Here is a 17751-nt window from a genome sequence, read left to right as displayed (position 1 = left end):
CGACGTATTAACCACCTGGCCCACAATCAAGGCACCGTTCAACCGGTTGTGGGCCGATATTCAGGTTGCGGTTGAGGTCCCGCAAGGCGGAACGCAACCCCTCCTCGATGACCGGGTGATAGAAAGGCATCTCAAGCATTTCACTGACGGTCATCCGCTGCTGCACGGCCCAGGCCAGCAGGTGGCCAATGTGCTCGGCTGCCGGCCCGAACATCTCTGCCCCCAGAAATAACCCGGTGCCCCGTTCCCCATAGACGTGCAATAACCCTTTGTTGGCGCCAATCACCCGGCTGCGCCCCTGGCCTTCAAATGACACTTCGCCAACGGCGTAACATCCTTTGCACCTTTCGTCGACTTCCCGGAGAGTCATACCCACCGTGGCGATTTGCGGATCGGTAAACACTATCCCCAGTGGCACCCGGCGCAGGCCCGCCCGAACATCTGGATACCGGCCGGCGTTATCGCCGGCAATGCGCCCCTCATCGGCCGCCTCGTGCAGTAAAGGCGCATCATTGTTGGCATCGCCGGCAAGGAAGATATGGCTGTCGCCACACCTGAGCGTGTAATGATCGAACAACGGCGCACCCTGGTCGTCCTGGGCAATATCGGCGTTCTGGATATCCAGGCTGTCTACATTCGGGCGCCGGCCCGTTGCCGCCAGCAGATAGTCGAATGTTTCTGTCATTTCTCCCCGCTCAGGATCGGTAAACCGGATACGGACACCGTCACCGGTTCTTTCCACGGAACGCACTCTGGAGTCTGCATCCAGGGCAAACTCCTCGTTGAACGTCGCCAGGGCGTACTGGCGAATGGCGTCCTCCTGGAGTGGCCCGACACCACCACTGACCCCAAACATCCGCACCCGCACGCCCAGCCGGCTGAGTGCCTGGCCCAATTCCAGACCAATGATGCCGGGGCCGAATACTGCCACGGACTCAGGCAGGTCGTCCCACTCGAAGACATCGTCATTGACGATCAGGCGATCCTTGGCTTCCTTGAGGAATTCGGGAATATTCGGCCGGGATCCTGTGGCGATGACAACTCTTTCCGCCTCCACCTCGACGCCATCGCCCACGGCGATCCGGTGTGGTGACAGGAAGCGGGCATGACCACGAAGACGATGCTCCTCCGGGAAACTCTCAACCGCTTCCAGCACGAAGCTCACAAACCGGTCCCGTTCTTCACGGACTCTTTTCATCACCGCTTTACCGTCGATGCGGGCATCGCCGGGATGGACACCAAACATCGGTGCTTTACGCACCTGGTGAGCACTGTCCGCCGCCGCAATCAACAGCTTGCTTGGCATGCAGCCGACCCTGGCACAGGTCGTGCCATAGGGGCCGCCCTCAATCATTACCAGGCTTTTTGTATGCTTGCTCGCAGCACGATAGGCCCCCATACCTGCGGTGCCAGCTCCTATGATTGCAACATCTACCTTGCGCTTGTCCACGTTAAAAACTCCTGGCCTGCCTGAAGGTTTTTGCACTTGCCTGAGTATAGAGGTGAAATCGGGGAATGGTTCACTTCCCTGTCAACGACTATAGTGACATCGCGTCCATGAGGATTAAAACCCGCTGATTTCGGAGACCAACAGGCATGCACAACTACTGGCCGGAGTTCCTGACCGTTGCCATTGTTCACTTCCTCGCTGTCGCCAGCCCCGGCCCGGACTTCGCCGTGATGCTGCGCCAGGCCCTGTGCCAGAGCCGCCGTAATGCCCTGCTGACGGCTTTTGGCATAGGCACCGGCATTCTGATCCACGTGGGTTATTCACTGCTGGGCATTGGCCTGATCATCCAGCAGTCTCTGGTACTGTTCACTGTCCTCAAGGTTATCGGCGCCCTGTACCTCACCTGGATTGCCATACAATGTTTGCGCTCGAAGGCCGGCGGCGTGCATGTGGACACGACTAACGGAGACAAACAGTCCGGGTTTGCTGCCTATCGGCTGGGGTTTCTCACCAACACCCTGAACCCGAAAGCAACGCTGTTCTTCGTGTCCCTGTTCTCGGTGATCATCAACCCGGGTACACCGGTCGTTATCCAGACCGCTTACGGAATCTATATGGCCGTGGCTACAGGCCTGTGGTTCATGGCGGTGGCGGTGTTCTTCACGCTGCCGCAGATCCGCAAGGGGTTTAACCGTTTCGGTTACTGGCTGGATCGGTTGATGGGCGGGGTACTGCTGTTGCTTGCCGGGCAGTTGCTGTTTTCTACTGTTTCCGGGGATGGGAGTGGGCCGTCTGTCCCTTCTCAGGACTGACAACTTGTGCCGGAGTCGGGCGGGGAGCACTGTTCAGGACACGCCCACAAGCACGTCCATGTGGGGCTCGGTCGCGCCATCCCTGGCGCTCCACGGTCCTGAACAGTGCTCCCCGCCCGACTCACCGGAACCAAGGCGAAATCTCCGGTTATAGCGACCTGAGCAACTCTTCGGTTTGCTTCCAACTGATACAGGGATCAGTCAACGAACACCCGTAGATCAAATCGTCACTGTCATTTTGACGGCCCTCTTCAAGAAAACTTTCCAGCATCAAACCGATAATCTGCTGATTGCCCGAACGTTTTTGATTCATCACTTCCCTGGCAATCTCCAGTTGCCGTGCTGCCTGCTTCTGGGCGTTGTCGTGGCTGCAATCGACCATCACGGCAGACGAAACACCGGAACTGGACAAGGCTGCAATGGCTTCGCCGACACTCTCAGCATCGTAGTTAGTGAGGCCACGCCCGCCCCGCAACACAAGGTGGGTATCGGGATTGCCCTGCGTTGTGATCATGGCGGGGGCACCACTACTGCCCACACCAAAACGATGATGGGGATGAGCTGCGGATTTCATCGCATTGATAGCCACGCCGATACCGCCATCGGTACCGTTCTTGAAACCCGTGGGCATGGGCAGGCCGCTGACCATTTCCCGGTGCACCTGGGACTCGGTGGTGCGGGCGCCGATAGCGGTCCAGCTGACGAGATCACCGAGGTAGTCCATGGCGAAGGGGCTGAGGGCTTCAGTGGCCAGGGGCAGGCCCATGTCGGAGAGGTTCAGCAGCAAGCGACGGGAGCGCAGCAGGCCTTCGTTCAGGTCACCGGTGCCGGTGCGTTCGGGATCATAGAGCAGGCCTTTCCAGCCGACGGTGGTCCGTGGCTTTTCCAGGTAGGCACGCATAACAATCAGGAAACGGTCGCTGACCTCATCCGCCAGCTTTCTGAGTTTTTCACCATACTCGAGGGCGGCGACTTCATCGTGTATGGAGCAAGGCCCGATCACCACCAGCGTTCTGGTGTCTTCGCCGTGCAGCACCCGGCGTATGGCTTCCCGATGCCGGTGTATCTGCGCCTGCATGGCGGCAGGTACCGGCAGGCTCGCCCGGAGTTCCGCCGGCGTTGGCAGCAGAACTTCGCCGCTTGTGCGCTCCTCCCGGGATTGCCGGCTTGCTTCGGTCGGTGTCTCGATGTTCAGCGACATGTTCATGGTCAGTGTTCCCGTTTCCCTGTGTCAGAATCAAAAAAGCCCCGGCTGGGCTACCAGTCGGGGCTTTTTGAGTCCGGTGGCAGCCTGGGTTTCTGCCGGGCTGCCTTCCTCGTTGTTCGGTCGATGAAGATCTTATGGGCGGCCCGGGTTCTGGCTAAAATAAAAGCCATAACCAAACCACCAGAAAAACACAGCAGCGACCGTAGCCGCCGGTTTCTCACCGAAAGCTTTCAGAACATTCAATTGACAGGTCGTGTGTGTCGTCTTCATTCTTCCAATATATATCCCCGGTTTCCGGCTTTGCAACCCGTATATCCGATTTTTGCGGAGTTTTCGATGAACACTCACAAATTGTGGCTCACAACACTGCTTGCCGTCATGCTTCTGCTGCTTTCCGGAAACATTGCCGCGGAACCAGAAGCACGCACCTACCAGATGGGCCAGCGCTCTGCGGAGGATGTGGCCCGGCAGATTCGGGAACTCTACCCGGATGGTCAGGTGTCTATTACCGCCCGCGGTCAGCAGATGGTCGTGCGCGGAGAACCCCCGGTACTGGATGAGATCGGCATGCTGGTGGAAACCATGGATGTGGCACCGGCACAGATGCGCATCACTGTTCGTTCCAGTAACAACGCCGACAGTAAAAGTGGCGGCGCGGGTGTTTCTGCCGACAACAACCAGGCCAACATAAAGGCTGAACGCAAGGTTACGACAACTCGCCGCAACCAGGAGCGCACCCTTGTGGTTCAGGATGGCCAATCTGCCCATATCACTTCCGGGCAGGTCCGCACTGTGCCGGTTGCCATTCGCGGGGGCCGCAATCCGGCAGCTTTTCTCGATCAGGTGGAAACCCGTAGCGGCTTCCTGGTGAGCCCGCAGGTTATTTCGGACCAGGCCGTCGAGCTCAATATCGTGTCTTTTGAAGAGGACGACGAGGGGGACATACCCGGCTACGAAACCGAAGCGTTGATGACCATCCGGAGGGTGGAACCGGGTGAATGGGTCGAGCTCGGCAGTACCCGTGAGCGGCGCGCCGGTGAAAAGTCAGGCATCACCTATCAGACCGGTGGCGACAGCCGGCAGAACCAGACCTTCGAAGTGAGAGTTGAGGTGCTGTGAAGCCGGTCAGCCCTGATGCCTGAGCAGCACGGCCTTGGCTTCATTGATTTTTGCCGCCAGGTAATCGTTGCCGCCCCGGTCCGGGTGGAGCTTTTGTATCAGCCGCCGATGTGCCTGGATGACCTCCTCGCGGGAGCACTCCGGAGCGAGCCCCAGAATCTCGCAGGCTTCCTTGAGCGGCATATTACCGGCGCTGGCGGGCGCCTGACCGCTGGTTTCCTGGCTCCGTCCCTGACCGAAAACGCGACTGATCAGGGGCGCGAATTTCAGCAAGGCGGGCAGCTTCCTCAACAGAGGCAGCAGGGCAGCAACCGCTGCGGTCAGCACATGAACCCGGCCGGTCAGCACCATAAACAGGAGCAGGGCACCGCCGGTGACCAGGAAAATTTTCCAGGTGGCCGCCTTTTTCTTCTGGGGGGTTAACGCGCCCCATTGTTTAAGTACAATAAATACCGCGGCGGTAAGGGCAATACCAAGAATCCAGTGCATTCGCTAATCCTTAATGGCACTCGGGGCGTAATTCAGGTTTCGGAATATAACAACATATCCTGAACAGGTAATCCTCACGCCTGGTCATGAATGGTCCCGATACCATTGAACGCGCGCAGTAATTGTACGCATAACTACTGACAAATCGGTGACAACCCCTATCACCATTGTATAGGATGCTATTCTTTACGCTTTGTACCTGTTGTCCATTGGACCGCCGTCCTCCCGCTCACCGGGCACTCCGGCTGGCAGGCCGGACTCTGAAACTTACACGATTACCTGCAACAGACATACGACCCAGGATCTGAATTATGCGCACTGCTTCCCGCTTCCTGATTGTAATCATCTTTCTCGGTGTCGTGCTCGGCGGCATTTTTGGTTACAAATTCTACCAGTTCGGCCAGATGGAAGAGCAGTTTTCCAAGCCGGAACCCCCGGCAAAAATTTCCGCGACCACGGCAAAGGCGGAAAGCTGGAGGCCTGAACTCAAGGCCGTTGGCAGTATCGAGGCCATTAACGGTATTGAGGTTGCCAACGAAGTGCCCGGCGTGGTTGAAACCATCAGTTTCGAATCCGGCGATACCGTTACCAAGGGCGATGTACTGATCCGGCTTGACGCCGCGATCGATGAAGCGGCACTACGCACTCGCCGCGCCGAAGCCCAGCTGGCAGAGCAGGAATTCAAGCGGGTTTCCGATCTGCTGCCCAGGCGGGCCGTTTCCCAGTCCCAGTTTGATGAAGCCAAGGCCAACTTCGATGCCGCCCGTGCCCGCGTCAACGAGGCCGAAGCCCAGCTGAGCAAGAAGGTCATCCGCGCGCCGTTCGACGGTGAGCTTGGCCTGCGTCTGATTGACCAGGGTGAATACATCGGTACCGGCACCCCCATTGTAGAAATCAACATGCTGGATCCGATCTACGTGGATTACACCCTGTCGGAGAAAGACCTGCCGCGGGTTGAGCGCGATTACGACGTGGTTGCCACGGTCGCTGCGGTTCCCGACCGCACATTCGAGGGCAAGGTTAGCGCCATCAACACCTCGGTAAACCCCCAGACCCGCACGGTACGTATCCGTGCCACACTGGAAAACAAGGACAACCTGCTGCGCCCGGGCATGTTTGCCACTGTGGCTACCCGCCAGCCGGAAGACCGCGAAGTGATCACCATACCCCGCACCGCCATTTCCTATAACACATACGGCGACTTTGTCTTTGTAGTGGAAGAGAACGATGACGGTGAGCTGATTGTGAACCGCCGCACGGTGCAGACAGGCGACACCCGGGACGGCCGTGTCGCGGTAACGGATGGGCTGGAAGAGGGTGAGCAGGTTGTCTCCAAGGGCCTGCTGAGACTGCGCGCGGAACAGCGGGTCGAGGTTCAGGACGACAGTGACCGGGACGGAAGTGACAAGTCGGCGGAGGCGTCCGAGTGATGCGTTTTACCGATATATTCGTTCATCGCCCTGTCCTTGCGTCGGTCGTCAGCCTGCTCATCCTGTTGCTGGGTGCGCGGGCGGCCATGGAAATGGAGATACGCCAGTATCCGGAACTGGAAAGCACCACGGTTACCATCACCACCTCCTATCCGGGTGCGAGTTCCGACCTGGTAAAAGGATTCATTACCACCCCCCTGCAGCAGGCCATCGCGGAGGCCAGCGGCATTGATTACCTGACCTCCACCAGTTCCCAGGGTCAGTCCACCATCGAAGCCAAGATGGAACTGAACTACGACGCCAACGCTGCGTTGGCGGAGATCCAGGCCAAGGTTGCGAGCCAGCGCAACGTGCTGCCGGCCGACGCCCAGGACCCGGTTATCACCTCCACTACCGGCGATTCCACCGCCCTGATGTACATCGCCTTCTACAGCGATGAGCTGGAGGTGCCCCAGATCACCGACTACCTCACCCGGGTGGTTCAGCCCAAGCTTCAGGCACTGTCAGGGGTCGGCAAGGCCGACCTTCTGGGCCGCAAGTTTGCCTTGAGGGTCTGGCTTGATCCCGAGCGGCTGTCGGCGGTGGACATGACGCCCCGGGAAGTGGTGGATGTGTTGCTGAGAAACAACTACCAGGCCGCTGTCGGCAACACCGAAGGCAAGTACACCAAGATCAGCATGACCAGTGACACTGACGTGGGCGACCCGGAGCAGTTCAAGGACCTGGTCGTGAAGGAATCCGACGGCTCGCTGATCCGCCTGCGCGACATTGCCCGGGTCGAGCTGGGCTCGGAAACCTACGACCAGTTGGCGCTCTACAAGGGTCAGCCCGCGACCTACGTGGCCATCGAACTGTCCCCGGGAGCCAACCCGCTGACGGTTGCGGAGAAGGTCAAGGACGAGTTACCGGGCATCGAGAGACAGCTGCCATCGGGCATGAACGTGCGCCTCGCTTATGATGCCTCCGACTTTATCGACAATTCCATTAACGAAGTGATCAAGACGCTGCTCGAAGCCATGGGCATCGTTCTTGTGGTGGTTTTCCTGTGCCTCGGGTCGGTGCGCGCCGCCGTGGTGCCTTCGGTGGCGGTTCCGCTTTCACTGATTGGTGGCGCCTTTGTCATGCTGATGATGGGTTTCTCCCTCAACCTGCTGACCCTGCTTTCCATGGTACTTGCCATTGGTCTGGTGGTTGACGACGCCATCATCATGGTGGAGAACGTTCACCGCCACATTGAAGAGGGCGAATCCCGGTTCAATGCAGCCATCAACGGTGCACGGGAAATGGCCACGCCCATTATTGCCATGACCACCACCCTGGTGGCGGTCTATGCACCTATCGGGTTCATGGGCGGCCTTGTGGGCTCGCTGTTTACCGAATTCGCCTTTACCCTGGCCGGCACCGTGGTCATTTCCGGTATCGTGGCACTGACCCTGTCTCCCATGCTGTCCGGCAAGATCCTCAAACCCCATGGCAATCCCGGCCGGTTCGAGCAACTGGTTGAGCGCAGTTTCGGTGGGCTGGCCAACGGTTACAAGCGTGCCCTCAGCTCCCTGATGGACACCAAATCGGTAGTCATTTTCTTCGCCATCGTGGTCCTGGGTTCCATTTACTTCATGGTCGCCATGAGCCAGAACGAGCTGGCGCCCACGGAAGACCAGGGCATCCTTTTCTATCAGGGCACCGCGGCGCAGACATCTACCCTGGAGTACCTGCAGGAGCATGGTGACGAAATACAGCAGCGCATGTCCACTGTACCGGGGTATAACGAGGACTTCATGATCCTTGGCATCACGGCCCCGAATGCCGTCTTCGGCGGCTTCAAGATGAAGCCCTGGGGCGACCGTGATATCAGCCAGTTCGAGGCCCAGCCGCTGCTGGACAAGGAGTTGAAAAACGTCACGGGCCTGGAAACCGCAGTGTTCCCACGCCCCTCACTGCCGGGTTCCGGTGGCGGCCTGCCGTTCCAGTTCGTGATCACAACCGGTGAAGATTACGAGCGCCTCAACGATATTGCCAACGAGATCCAGGGCAAGGCCATGGAGAGCGGCAACTTCATGTTCCTGCAGAAATCCATCGATTTCGATCGCCCCATCACGCAGGTCAAAGTCGATCGTGATCGGGTAGCGGACCTCGGCCTGTCCATGCAGGACGTCGGCCAGGCCATGTCCAGCATGCTCGGTGGCGGGTACATTAACCGATTCAATATGCAGGGCCGGTCCTACCAGGTGATTCCCCAGGTAGACCAGCAGTTCCGCATGGATGAGCAGGCACTGAATGACTACTACATCCGCGCGGACAGTGGCGAACTGTTGCCGCTATCCAGTGTGATCAGCTTCGAGAAATCGGTTGAACCGTCCCAGCGGACCCAGTTCAACCAGCTGAACTCGCTGACCCTGGAAGGCGTGATCACACCGGGTGTGACCGTGGGTGATGCCATGGCCTTTATGGAAAACACGGCCGACGAGAGCTTCCCGCAAGGCTTCTCGTTCGACTACACCGGTGAATCAAGGCAGTTCGCGAACCAGGGCAGCGCACTGATGGTCACTTTCTTCCTGTCGCTGCTGGTGATTTATCTGGTACTGGCGGCCCAGTTCGAGAGCTGGCGCGATCCGTTTATCATCCTGGTCTCCGTTCCCATGTCGGTGGCCGGTGCCATGGCGTTCATTGTGCTCGGCTTTGCCAGCATGAACATCTACACCCAGGTAGGCCTGATCACCCTGATCGGGGTCGTGTCGAAAAACGGCATCCTGATTGTGGAATTCGCCAATCAGCTTCAGGTGGACAGGGGGCTGAACAAGAGGGATGCGGTGATAGAAGCCGCGGCCATTCGCCTGCGGCCGATCATCATGACGTCCCTGGCACTGATTTTCGCCATGGTGCCTCTGCTGATTGCTGTTGGCCCAGGTGCCGAAAGCCGGTTTGCCATCGGCCTGACCATCAGCACCGGGCTTGGCATCGGCACCCTGTTCACCGTTTTCGTACTGCCGGCGTTCTACATCCTGCTGGGCCGTGACCATCACGGCACTGCGGCGGAGGAATACGGTAATGGTGAAAATGAAAGTAAAGCGCCGGCGCAATAGCCGCGCTCAGTAAACAGACAGTGTCTGCGCCGCCTCTCCCGGCTTTGTTCCCGGAAGGCGGCGCCACTGTACTGTCTCACTGGGCAGTTCACCGAAGTGCTGCCGGTAAAGCGCGGCAAAGCGGCCCAGATGGGAAAAACCTTCATCCGCCGCATACCATGAGATATGAGGCAGGTCGCACTGACAGTCCACAAGGCGCCTGCGCACACGGAGCAGCCGCTGACGCTGGTACATCCGATAGGGTGTCAGGCCGGTTTCACGCTTCATCAGATAGTAGAGGTTTCGCTCACTTACCCCGGAGTAGGTTGCCAACTCTCCGAGATTGAAATCCCAGCGCCCCTCTTCCTCGATCCTGGCGATAACTCGCAGCAGCCTGCGATCCATTTCAGGTGCCGGTTCCGGAGCCTGGCCGCCTTCCATCACACGGCACAAATCCCGTATCAACGTGCCCGTGGCGATAACGGCATCTTCATGGTTCCGGAAAAAACGTGCCCTGGACAGGTAGTCCCCCACCATCCGTGAAATATCCTCGCTGCACTCCACAGGCGCGGTAAGCTCAGGGGCCCGCAGTTCCGGTTGCACCAGAATCACCCGGCTGCCAGTGTCGATCAAAAGGTCGAGGCTCTTTCCAGGCGCAATCGTCATCACACTGCCCAAGTCCCATCGCCCCTCACCCGGCATGGCGGAGTCAGGCTTCCTGTTTGTCACCAGAATCAGGGAAAATGTCGACATTGAATCATTTTGGAGCCGGAAGCTTTGACGGGCACAAAAATGGATGAACCTCCCCTCATCGACGCAGAGGGAGGACAGACTGCCGAGTTCCGACTGGGGAAATTCAGCCTGGCATTGAAAATCATTATTGCCCGTCAACCGGCGAAGTGCAGCTATCCACTCCCATGGCAAGGCCCGATTCACTCGCAGGTAGGCATCAAAGTCACGGGTGCAGGATGTTGTCATGGAGTCAGTTCTCTGGCTTCGGTGGCTTCTCCTTTTAGGCCACCCCTCCCGGGGGGCAAAGCCAGATCCTGCAAAATCCGGAGTAATGAGCACCCGGACTGACAAAGAATTGATTTCAATCAACAAACTGATTAATCACCTTGCTCCAGGGCTCCGGCCTGGCCAGCCAATAGCCCTGCCCCCGGTGACATCCCATTTGCCTGAGTGCACTGCACTGGTTGCCGGTTTCAATACCCTCGGCCACCACTTCCAGCTGCAAGGCCTCCGCGATACCCAGAACCGCCGATACGATTCTGGAATCATGGCCCCGGTTCTCCAGGCTCTTGATAAACTGGCGGTCAATCTTGAGTACATGTACCGGCAAGGTATGGAGATACGCCAGGGATGAATAGCCGGTGCCAAAGTCATCGATGGCAATACGAACGCCCCGGTTTCCAAAATATTCCAGGCGCTGTAAAAGCCCTTTTGACAGGTTCATCAGATGGGTTTCCGTGATTTCAAGTTCCGGCATCCAGTCCAGATCATCCAGCCGCTGGAACAGGGGCTCAAGGAGTTTATCCAGCCGAAAGTCCGCTATCTGTCTGGCGGATATATTAAGGGCGAGCCTCAGGCCAGCCCGCAGCCTGTCGGGCATCACAGCCAGATCCTGGAGTATGCACCGCACCAGCTGCTCGGTCAGTTCATGAATATAGCCCCGTTGCTCCGCCATCGGTACGAACTCCCCCGGCGAGATGGGCCCGTAATCCGGGTGCTGCCATCGCAACAGTACCTCCATGCCGGTGACCTGTCCCGAACCCAGCTCATATTGGGGCTGATACACCACGCTGAATTCCTCCGGAGCGGTCTTCAGGGACGTTATCAGCGCCTCAGACATTCTTTGCTCATGAATGCCGAGCTCGGAATCGACAGCACTGTAGGTGCGGTAACAGGCACGCCCCGCCCGTTTGGCGGAATGCATGGCCCGGTCCGCGTTCTGCAACAGCTCCACGCTCGTGCGGCCATGGCCCGGGTATACGGCAACGCCCAGGGAAGCAGACAGAAAAAACTCCCGATGGCCAACGATCACCGGGGACCGGAAAGCAGCAATCAGTCGTTCGCAGACATCTTCAAGCGCTTCCCTGCGCTCCAGCTCGACAATGGCGGCAAATTCATCACCCGAAAGGCGCGCAACCACATCGTCTTTCCCCAGGACGCTCTGGATGCACAACGCGGCCTGCTGCAACAGCCGATCCCCGGTTTCGTGGCCGTGAAGGTCATTCACTCCCTTGAAAAAATCCAGGTCGATGAAGATAACCGCAAGACAGGTGTCGCGGGTTGCCCGCTGGGCGACCCGGGCCTGGAGAAACTCCTGGAAGAGTGTCCGGTTGGGAAGTTCTGTGAGGGGGTCATAATAGGCCAGCGACGCCAACCTCTCATCGCCGGCCGCGACATCCCCTATATCCATGAAAACACCGGCGTACAGTTCGGTTTCATCATGCCTTACCGGATAGATGCTCAACCACTGGGGGTAGGTTTCACCGTTCTTTCGACGGTTCCATATCACTCCTTCCCACTCCCGCCTCTCCTCGAGGCATTTCCACATCTCCTGATAGAAATCCGGAGAATGCAAGCCGGAACTGAGAATCGAAGGCGGTGCGCCGAGAACCTCCTGCTCCCTGTAGCCTGTAACTGCGTGAAACATACGATTCACATAGGTAATTCTTGGCTCACGGGTAGCCAGCATGATTGCTTGTGGATGATTGTCCACCAGGGCCTTGAAATCCTGTTCCTTTGTTGCCCGCATCTGATTACCACTCCTATGCCAGCGGTTACGCAACAGCGCACTATCTGCCCAGCATAGCGATATCCCCGGGCCAACCTAGCCGGATATTGCAAAACAGGAGAAAAGTAGACCAAAGCAGTAATATTGACGTGGACCAGTCTCACTTGCTGAGCGGTCATTTTCTGCCGATGCCGCGCGCGGGGGCACGGCCCATGGAGCATCAGGCTGCACACAGCGCCTGATTCCCACGAAACCGACAATCGTGTAGGCTCAGCGGTCACTCATAAAACAACAGCTGAACCTATTGTGACTCTCGGAACGCTCTTCTGGCTGTTTCTGGCCGGCTTTGCCATCTGGTACTGGTGGCGGGCCAAGGCCATCAAGGATTCTGTACTCCAGGCGGCCAAACATTACTGCAGGAAAATGGATGTCATGTTGCTGGACGATGCCGTCTACCTTCGCGGCCTCTGGTTCAAGCGGGACAGTAATGGCCGTATCCGGGTATGGCGCCGGTTCCTGTTTGACTTCACCTCGACGGGGGAGGAACGTTATATCGGCCGCATTATCATGCTCGGTCAGCGCATTGTTCACATGGAGCTGGAACCCCATCGCTTCGGCCCGGGCCATTAAAGGTGCTCTGAGCGCTCCCCCGTATTCTGCGACACACCGCCTCCCCCAAATGGGCGATTCTTACTCGCCCTGAAATCCCAAATAATCCGCGACGCATTGGCGACAAAAGGCAGCCATACCCGGCAGCCAACTCACAAAAACAACAGGAGTCAACCATGCGTAAACTCATCACTTTTGCAGTGATCATGGGTTGTGTGGTGCTTGCCGCACCAACACTCAGTCATGCCAGCTACACCCAGACAAAGCATCCCATTGTTCTGGTTCACGGTGTCACCGGTTTCAATACCATTGGTGGCCTGATCAATTATTTCCATAACATCCCCTGGAACCTCGAACGCAGTGGTGCAAAGGTGTATTCGGCCAGCGTATCGTTTGTGAACAGCAGTGAGCAGCGTGGACAGCAACTGGCCAACTATATCAATGGCCTGGGCGAGTCCAAGGTCAATATCATGGCTCATAGTCAGGGCGCCCCCACATCCCGGGTAACTGCCTCACTGATTCCCCACAAAATTGCTTCTGTCACCTCCATCAACGGTGTCAACAAGGGCTCCAGGGTGGCCGACGTGGTTCGGGGCATCCTCCCTCCGGGCAGCTACGTTGAAGGTGGCGCCGACGCCATTGCCAATGCATTGGGTGATCTGATCAATGCCCTGTCGGATTCCGATAATCCTCAGGATGGCCTGGCGGCTCTGGAAACACTGACCACTCGCGGAACCACGGAGCTGAATGATGCGCTGGGCTGGAAAGGTGTCAACCGATCGGCATGCGCCGGAACGGATGAGGATGTCTGGATTAACGGCAACAGGATCAAGTTCTTTTCCTGGACCGGTACCTCGGTCTGGACAAACTGGACAGACATCACCGATCCGTTCCTTGGCGTCACCACACTGGCCTTTGGTGATGAGCCCAATGACGGTCTGGTCGGCGAATGCTCCACCAAGATGGGTAATGTCATAGGCACCCATTACGACATGAACCACGTGGATGCCATTAACCACCTGTTTGGGGCCCGCTCCTGGCGGACCGACCCGGTTTCTCTCTATCGCAGCCATGCCAATCGGCTGAAAAACCGCGGGTTGTAGCCCTCAGCGTTTTCCCCTGAGCTGAATCGTCACCGGATCGGCCATGCCGGCTCCGGTGATACTTGTATTAGCCACAGCCGGATGAAAGATATGTCCCGCAAAGCATCAATGAACAAACGTGCCTTTATTCCCCTTATCGCGGTCATCCCCGTCGTTGTGCTCAGCATCTGGATATTGGCGGATGAGCCGGCAGGTACAGCGTCTGACAACAACCCGGCTACTGCCGGGACACGGGGCGAGGAAGCAGCGGAATCCGTCGCGCCGGCAAGAGCCACTGGAAGCGAGGCAGACCAAGCGCCCTCCACCCATCGAACACCGCAAAGCCTCGGTGAAAAACCATTTGCCAGTTCTCTTGCCGGCACCGAGATCGACGGTAGCCTGCGGGCCGACGACAATGGCAACCTGATCATCGACCTGGAAACCAGGGACTTTTTCGACTATTTCCTGAATACCATCGGCGAGGTATCCCCCGAAAAGGCCCTTGATCAGATCGAAACCCTGGCCCGGGACAACCTGCCTGAGCAAGCCGCCGAACAGGCCCTTGCCCTGCTTGACCAGTATCTGGACTACAAGGACAGCGCTCTTGCACTTGGCAGCCAGAATCTTGATCCGACCCGGCAGAGTGACCCGCAATACCAGTTGGAAATGCTGAAGGGGGCACTGGCGGATATGAAGCAGCTTCGCCGGAACTCTTTCGATGCCTCCACCCATGAAGCCTTCTTTGGCCTGGAGGAAGCCTACGGTGATTACACCCTGGCCAGCCTGGACATCCAGCAAAGAACCGATCTCTCCGCGGAGTCCAAGGCTACCCTTCAGGAGTGGCATCGCCAGCAACTCCCGGAGGTGATCCGCAGGACCGAAACACGAATGATAGCCGACGGGGAACGCATCCAGCAGCGCCAGAAAGCCCTTGCCGACACCAGTTCCCCGGAAGAGGCCGGCAGGCAGCTTCAGGCGCTCGGCGTGGAACCGGAACAGAGTGCCGAGGTTGTAGGCTACCTGAAGGAGAGGGAGCAGTTTGATCAACGCTTCGATCAGTATCGCCAGGAAGTTGCCAGCCTGGACCAGTCGGGCGTTGCCGAGGAAGATCGCGCTGCCATGGAAAGTCAGTTACTGGAGCAGCATTTCGAGGACGAGCAGTCGAGAACCTGGGCCAGGCTTCGGGCTCTTGAATCCCGATCACCATAATGTGCACCATTGCCGTTCAGCAGTCCCCGGCAGCGTTAAACTGAGGAAATTCAAAAGAACGCTGCCGGACAGTCAACCATGAAATCTGCTCAGTTGCGGGCCCAGGGATCATCCGGGTTCCGGACATTACGGTTCGAGCCCGAACTGGAACAGCGCTATCGGCAAATCCGCAACCAGGGCATCCGCGAACGGGCCCGCCCGGTCTCTGCCGCCGCGCTGCTGTTGTTCCTGGTTTACGCGTTTCTCGATGCGTTAATGCTGCCTCCCTCTGTCGCCCGGGAAACCATTGCGGTCAGATTGCTGATCACCTGCCCGGTGATTGCGGGTGTCTGGTGGCTGTCATGGCGAAATATAAGCCACCATACCTTTGTCAGGCTTTACTGCCTCGCCTACCTGACGGGTGGCCTGAGTGTGGTGGCCATTATTGGTATTGCGCGGGTCGCCGACCACCCGCTGCCTTACGAAGGCATCCTGCTGATGCTGATGTTCGGCTATTTCGTGATGGGCCTGCCGTTCGGCTCCGTTTCCATCCTTTCAACGGCGGTGATTGCCGCCTACCTGGCTGTTGAATCGGTTACCGGCATGGACACCCGCCAGCTAGTGACCAACGGTTTTTTCATCGTGACTGCCAATATCATCGGCATGGTAGGTTCCTGGCTCAGTGAACACCGGCAACGCGCCCATTTCCTGGACCGACAGATGCTGGAGGCATCCCGGCACCAGGCTGAACAGGAGAGCAAACGCAAAACAAGGTTGATCACCATTGCCAGCCACGACCTTCGCCAGCCCCTCAATATCATCAGTCTTATCCTGGAGAACCTGACAGCCGATGGCCTCCCGGAATCCCAGTCCAGGCTGGTGTCGCGTCTCAAGCACTCGGTCACCCACTTCAATAACCTGCTGGCATCGGTGCTCGACATTTCACGTCTTCAGGAGGGCATGATTACACCCCAACCCAGGGAGCTCTCACCCCTGGAAGTGATCCGGAACATCGCAGACACATGCACCGAACAGGCCCGGCGCCAGGGCGTCCAGTTCAATACAGCAACGCCGACACAACCTGCCGCTGTAATAGCTGACCCGCAACTGCTGCACCGGGTCCTGCAGAACCTGGTCGTCAATGCGCTGGATCACAGCAATGCCTCGCAGATATCACTGAGCTCGGCACAGGTTGGCGAACAAATGGTCTTTGAAGTGAGTGATAACGGCAAAGGCATCGACAAGGCCAAACTAAGCCAGATCTTTGATCCCTTCTACCGGGACAGCGAACACGATGACCCCGGGCTCGGTCTCGGCCTGGCTATTGTTCGCGAGCTGACCGGCCTGATGGACGGAGAATGTGATGTGGTATCGCAGCCGGGATGCGGAGCCCGCTTCCGGGTCAGCCTGCCCGCAGCCACCGCTCCCTTGACGCCGCCCATATCGCAGCCCGCCCATCCCGGTCACAGCAGCCGGCAACACTGCCTGGTCGTGGTTGAAGACCACCACGAGGCACGGTACTGGGTATGCCAGACCCTGGCGGCCTGGGGCTATCGGGTAAAGGCTTTCGCGTCAGCCGAACAGGCGGTCGATCAGTGGCCCGACCACCCAGACACACTTCTTCTCAGTGACGTGCATTTGCCCGGCCTGTCCGGACATGGCCTTTTCGAGCGTTTGCAACAAAGGCATTCCATCACCGGAGGCATACTGATGACTGCCAATACCGCCCACCCACAGGGGTATGATCCGCAATTACGGCTGTGGGTTCTGCACAAACCATTGATACCGATGCGCCTGCGCGCGGCGATCATGCACCTGACCCACCCCGGGGGTGGGGGCTGATCAATATACGGCCATCAGATCAGCCCAAGGGCTCTGGCCTGGGCGACACATTCTGTTCGGTTATGGGCGTCAAGATGAGCAAAGATCGCTTTGAGATGAGTTTTTACCGTGTGTTCTGTCAGGTTCAGCACCTGACAGATTCGTTTGTTGGGCAGACCTTCGGCCAGCAACACCAGCACCTCCAACTGCCTCGGCGTCAGGCCCTCCGGCGTATGCGCAGGCATCTGCAACGACGGATAGAAAAGCTGGCCACTACTGACCTGGCGCAGCATTCGCAGCAACGACTGGCGGTCAGCGGACTTGGGAAGGAATCCGATTGCACCCGCCGACTTTGCAGCACGTACCGACGTTTCGTCTTCACGGCTGGAAATCACCACCACCGGCACCGGAACACCCATGCTTTCCAACCCGGCAAACAGTGACAGCCCGGCTTCGCCCTGCAGGGTCAGATCCAGGAGCACAAGCGACGTTTCCGGGTGCCGGCGCAGATCCTCGACCGCATCGCTCACCGAGGCCACACTGGCAACCTCATCAACCAGTTTTTCCTGCTCCAGAATGGCGGTAAGCCCGAACAGGAAGAACGGGTGATCGTCGACAATCAGAACCCGGGAAAGCAGCGGACCACTCCCGGAGGAAGATGCTATGCAAGTGGCCTTTTCAGCCATTCGGGTATCCATTGAGTTCTCCGCATCATTGCTGTTTTTGTTACTGCGGCTGAAAG

14 protein-coding genes are annotated in these 17751 nt (G+C 58.1%); 8 read left to right on the top strand and 6 right to left on the bottom strand.

Annotated elements, in window-relative coordinates:
• Positions 1-7: 7 nt before the first annotated feature.
• The gene (locus HLUCCO03_RS00585; protein ID WP_027829853.1) at positions 8-1450 is read right to left on the bottom strand and encodes a dihydrolipoyl dehydrogenase; all 1443 of its coding nucleotides are present in this window, start codon (positions 1448-1450) and stop codon (positions 8-10) included.
• Between the two features lie 146 nt (positions 1451-1596).
• Here HLUCCO03_RS00585 and HLUCCO03_RS00580 point away from each other — a divergent pair, with 146 nt between their 5' ends.
• Positions 1597-2262 (top strand): LysE family transporter, encoded by a 666-nt coding sequence (locus tag HLUCCO03_RS00580; protein ID WP_027829854.1) that lies wholly within the window; start codon positions 1597-1599, stop codon positions 2260-2262.
• A 148-nt stretch (positions 2263-2410) separates the two neighbouring features.
• Here the strand turns inward: HLUCCO03_RS00580 and HLUCCO03_RS00575 are convergent, their stop codons facing one another.
• Positions 2411-3469, bottom strand: coding sequence for a 3-deoxy-7-phosphoheptulonate synthase (locus HLUCCO03_RS00575; protein WP_027829855.1), 1059 nt, complete (start codon positions 3467-3469; stop codon positions 2411-2413).
• 336 nt (positions 3470-3805) lie between these two features.
• Here HLUCCO03_RS00575 and HLUCCO03_RS00570 point away from each other — a divergent pair, with 336 nt between their 5' ends.
• Positions 3806-4588, top strand: a complete 783-nt coding sequence (locus tag HLUCCO03_RS00570; protein ID WP_027829856.1) for a secretin N-terminal domain-containing protein — start codon at positions 3806-3808, stop codon at positions 4586-4588.
• A gap of 6 nt (positions 4589-4594) precedes the next feature.
• Here HLUCCO03_RS00570 and HLUCCO03_RS00565 read toward each other — a convergent pair whose 3' ends face one another.
• Positions 4595-5077: a DnaJ domain-containing protein gene (locus HLUCCO03_RS00565; RefSeq protein WP_027829857.1), complete on the bottom strand. Its 483-nt coding sequence runs from the start codon at positions 5075-5077 to the stop codon at positions 4595-4597.
• Between the two features lie 311 nt (positions 5078-5388).
• On the opposite strand from HLUCCO03_RS00565, the gene HLUCCO03_RS00560 reads away from it, so the two are divergent.
• Both HLUCCO03_RS00560 and HLUCCO03_RS00555 read left to right on the top strand, forming a co-directional pair.
• Positions 5389-6507 carry an efflux RND transporter periplasmic adaptor subunit gene (locus HLUCCO03_RS00560; RefSeq protein ID WP_027829858.1) on the top strand — a complete coding sequence of 373 codons (1119 nt, stop codon included), beginning with the start codon at positions 5389-5391 and terminating at the stop codon, positions 6505-6507.
• Entirely contained in the window at positions 6507-9590 is a 3084-nt protein-coding gene (locus tag HLUCCO03_RS00555; protein ID WP_027829859.1) for an efflux RND transporter permease subunit, read from the top strand. Before HLUCCO03_RS00560 ends, HLUCCO03_RS00555 begins: the two co-directional genes overlap by 1 nt.
• A gap of 6 nt (positions 9591-9596) precedes the next feature.
• Here the strand turns inward: HLUCCO03_RS00555 and HLUCCO03_RS00550 are convergent, their stop codons facing one another.
• Entirely contained in the window at positions 9597-10322 is a 726-nt protein-coding gene (locus HLUCCO03_RS00550) for a helix-turn-helix domain-containing protein (RefSeq protein WP_292016581.1), read from the bottom strand.
• A 340-nt stretch (positions 10323-10662) separates the two neighbouring features.
• Entirely contained in the window at positions 10663-12330 is a 1668-nt protein-coding gene (locus tag HLUCCO03_RS00545) for an EAL domain-containing protein (protein ID WP_027829861.1), read from the bottom strand.
• Positions 12331-12615: 285 nt separating this feature from the next.
• On the opposite strand from HLUCCO03_RS00545, the gene HLUCCO03_RS00540 reads away from it, so the two are divergent.
• The 4 genes from HLUCCO03_RS00540 to HLUCCO03_RS00525 all read left to right on the top strand — a co-directional run bounded on the left by HLUCCO03_RS00540 (position 12616) and on the right by HLUCCO03_RS00525 (position 17030).
• Positions 12616-12939, top strand: coding sequence for a DUF3301 domain-containing protein (locus tag HLUCCO03_RS00540; RefSeq protein WP_027829862.1), 324 nt, complete (start codon positions 12616-12618; stop codon positions 12937-12939).
• A 155-nt stretch (positions 12940-13094) separates the two neighbouring features.
• Complete coding sequence (locus tag HLUCCO03_RS00535; RefSeq protein WP_027829863.1) at positions 13095-14021, top strand: triacylglycerol lipase; 927 nt, start codon at positions 13095-13097, stop codon at positions 14019-14021.
• A gap of 90 nt (positions 14022-14111) precedes the next feature.
• Positions 14112-15209 carry a lipase secretion chaperone gene (locus HLUCCO03_RS00530; protein ID WP_197025623.1) on the top strand — a complete coding sequence of 366 codons (1098 nt, stop codon included), beginning with the start codon at positions 14112-14114 and terminating at the stop codon, positions 15207-15209.
• A gap of 78 nt (positions 15210-15287) precedes the next feature.
• Positions 15288-17030 (top strand): hybrid sensor histidine kinase/response regulator, encoded by a 1743-nt coding sequence (locus HLUCCO03_RS00525; RefSeq protein WP_051603723.1) that lies wholly within the window; start codon positions 15288-15290, stop codon positions 17028-17030.
• 14 nt (positions 17031-17044) lie between these two features.
• On the opposite strand, the gene HLUCCO03_RS00520 is transcribed toward HLUCCO03_RS00525, so the two are convergent.
• Entirely contained in the window at positions 17045-17707 is a 663-nt protein-coding gene (locus HLUCCO03_RS00520; RefSeq protein ID WP_051603942.1) for a response regulator transcription factor, read from the bottom strand.
• Positions 17708-17751: the final 44 nt, after the last annotated feature.

The sequence above is a fragment of the Marinobacter sp. HL-58 genome (genome assembly GCF_001314605.1).
Classification (GTDB): domain Bacteria; phylum Pseudomonadota; class Gammaproteobacteria; order Pseudomonadales; family Oleiphilaceae; genus Marinobacter.
The sequence above is the reverse complement of the archived record's forward strand: the minus strand, read 5'-3'. Positions and strand labels throughout refer to the sequence as shown.

What these genes read in the sequence shown, in the direction of transcription:
- HLUCCO03_RS00580 (WP_027829854.1), top strand. Translation starts at nt 1,597, where the DNA reads ATGCACAACTACTGGCCGGAGTTCCTGACCGTTGCCATTGTTCACTTC.
- HLUCCO03_RS00575 (WP_027829855.1), bottom strand. Translation starts at nt 3,469, where the DNA reads ATGAACATGTCGCTGAACATCGAGACACCGACCGAAGCAAGCCGGCAA.
- HLUCCO03_RS00570 (WP_027829856.1), top strand. Translation starts at nt 3,806, where the DNA reads ATGAACACTCACAAATTGTGGCTCACAACACTGCTTGCCGTCATGCTT.
- HLUCCO03_RS00565 (WP_027829857.1), bottom strand. Translation starts at nt 5,077, where the DNA reads ATGCACTGGATTCTTGGTATTGCCCTTACCGCCGCGGTATTTATTGTA.
- HLUCCO03_RS00560 (WP_027829858.1), top strand. Translation starts at nt 5,389, where the DNA reads ATGCGCACTGCTTCCCGCTTCCTGATTGTAATCATCTTTCTCGGTGTC.
- HLUCCO03_RS00555 (WP_027829859.1), top strand. Translation starts at nt 6,507, where the DNA reads ATGCGTTTTACCGATATATTCGTTCATCGCCCTGTCCTTGCGTCGGTC.
- HLUCCO03_RS00550 (WP_292016581.1), bottom strand. Translation starts at nt 10,322, where the DNA reads ATGTCGACATTTTCCCTGATTCTGGTGACAAACAGGAAGCCTGACTCC.
- HLUCCO03_RS00545 (WP_027829861.1), bottom strand. Translation starts at nt 12,330, where the DNA reads ATGCGGGCAACAAAGGAACAGGATTTCAAGGCCCTGGTGGACAATCAT.
- HLUCCO03_RS00535 (WP_027829863.1), top strand. Translation starts at nt 13,095, where the DNA reads ATGCGTAAACTCATCACTTTTGCAGTGATCATGGGTTGTGTGGTGCTT.
- HLUCCO03_RS00530 (WP_197025623.1), top strand. Translation starts at nt 14,112, where the DNA reads ATGTCCCGCAAAGCATCAATGAACAAACGTGCCTTTATTCCCCTTATC.
- HLUCCO03_RS00525 (WP_051603723.1), top strand. Translation starts at nt 15,288, where the DNA reads ATGAAATCTGCTCAGTTGCGGGCCCAGGGATCATCCGGGTTCCGGACA.
- HLUCCO03_RS00520 (WP_051603942.1), bottom strand. Translation starts at nt 17,707, where the DNA reads ATGGATACCCGAATGGCTGAAAAGGCCACTTGCATAGCATCTTCCTCC.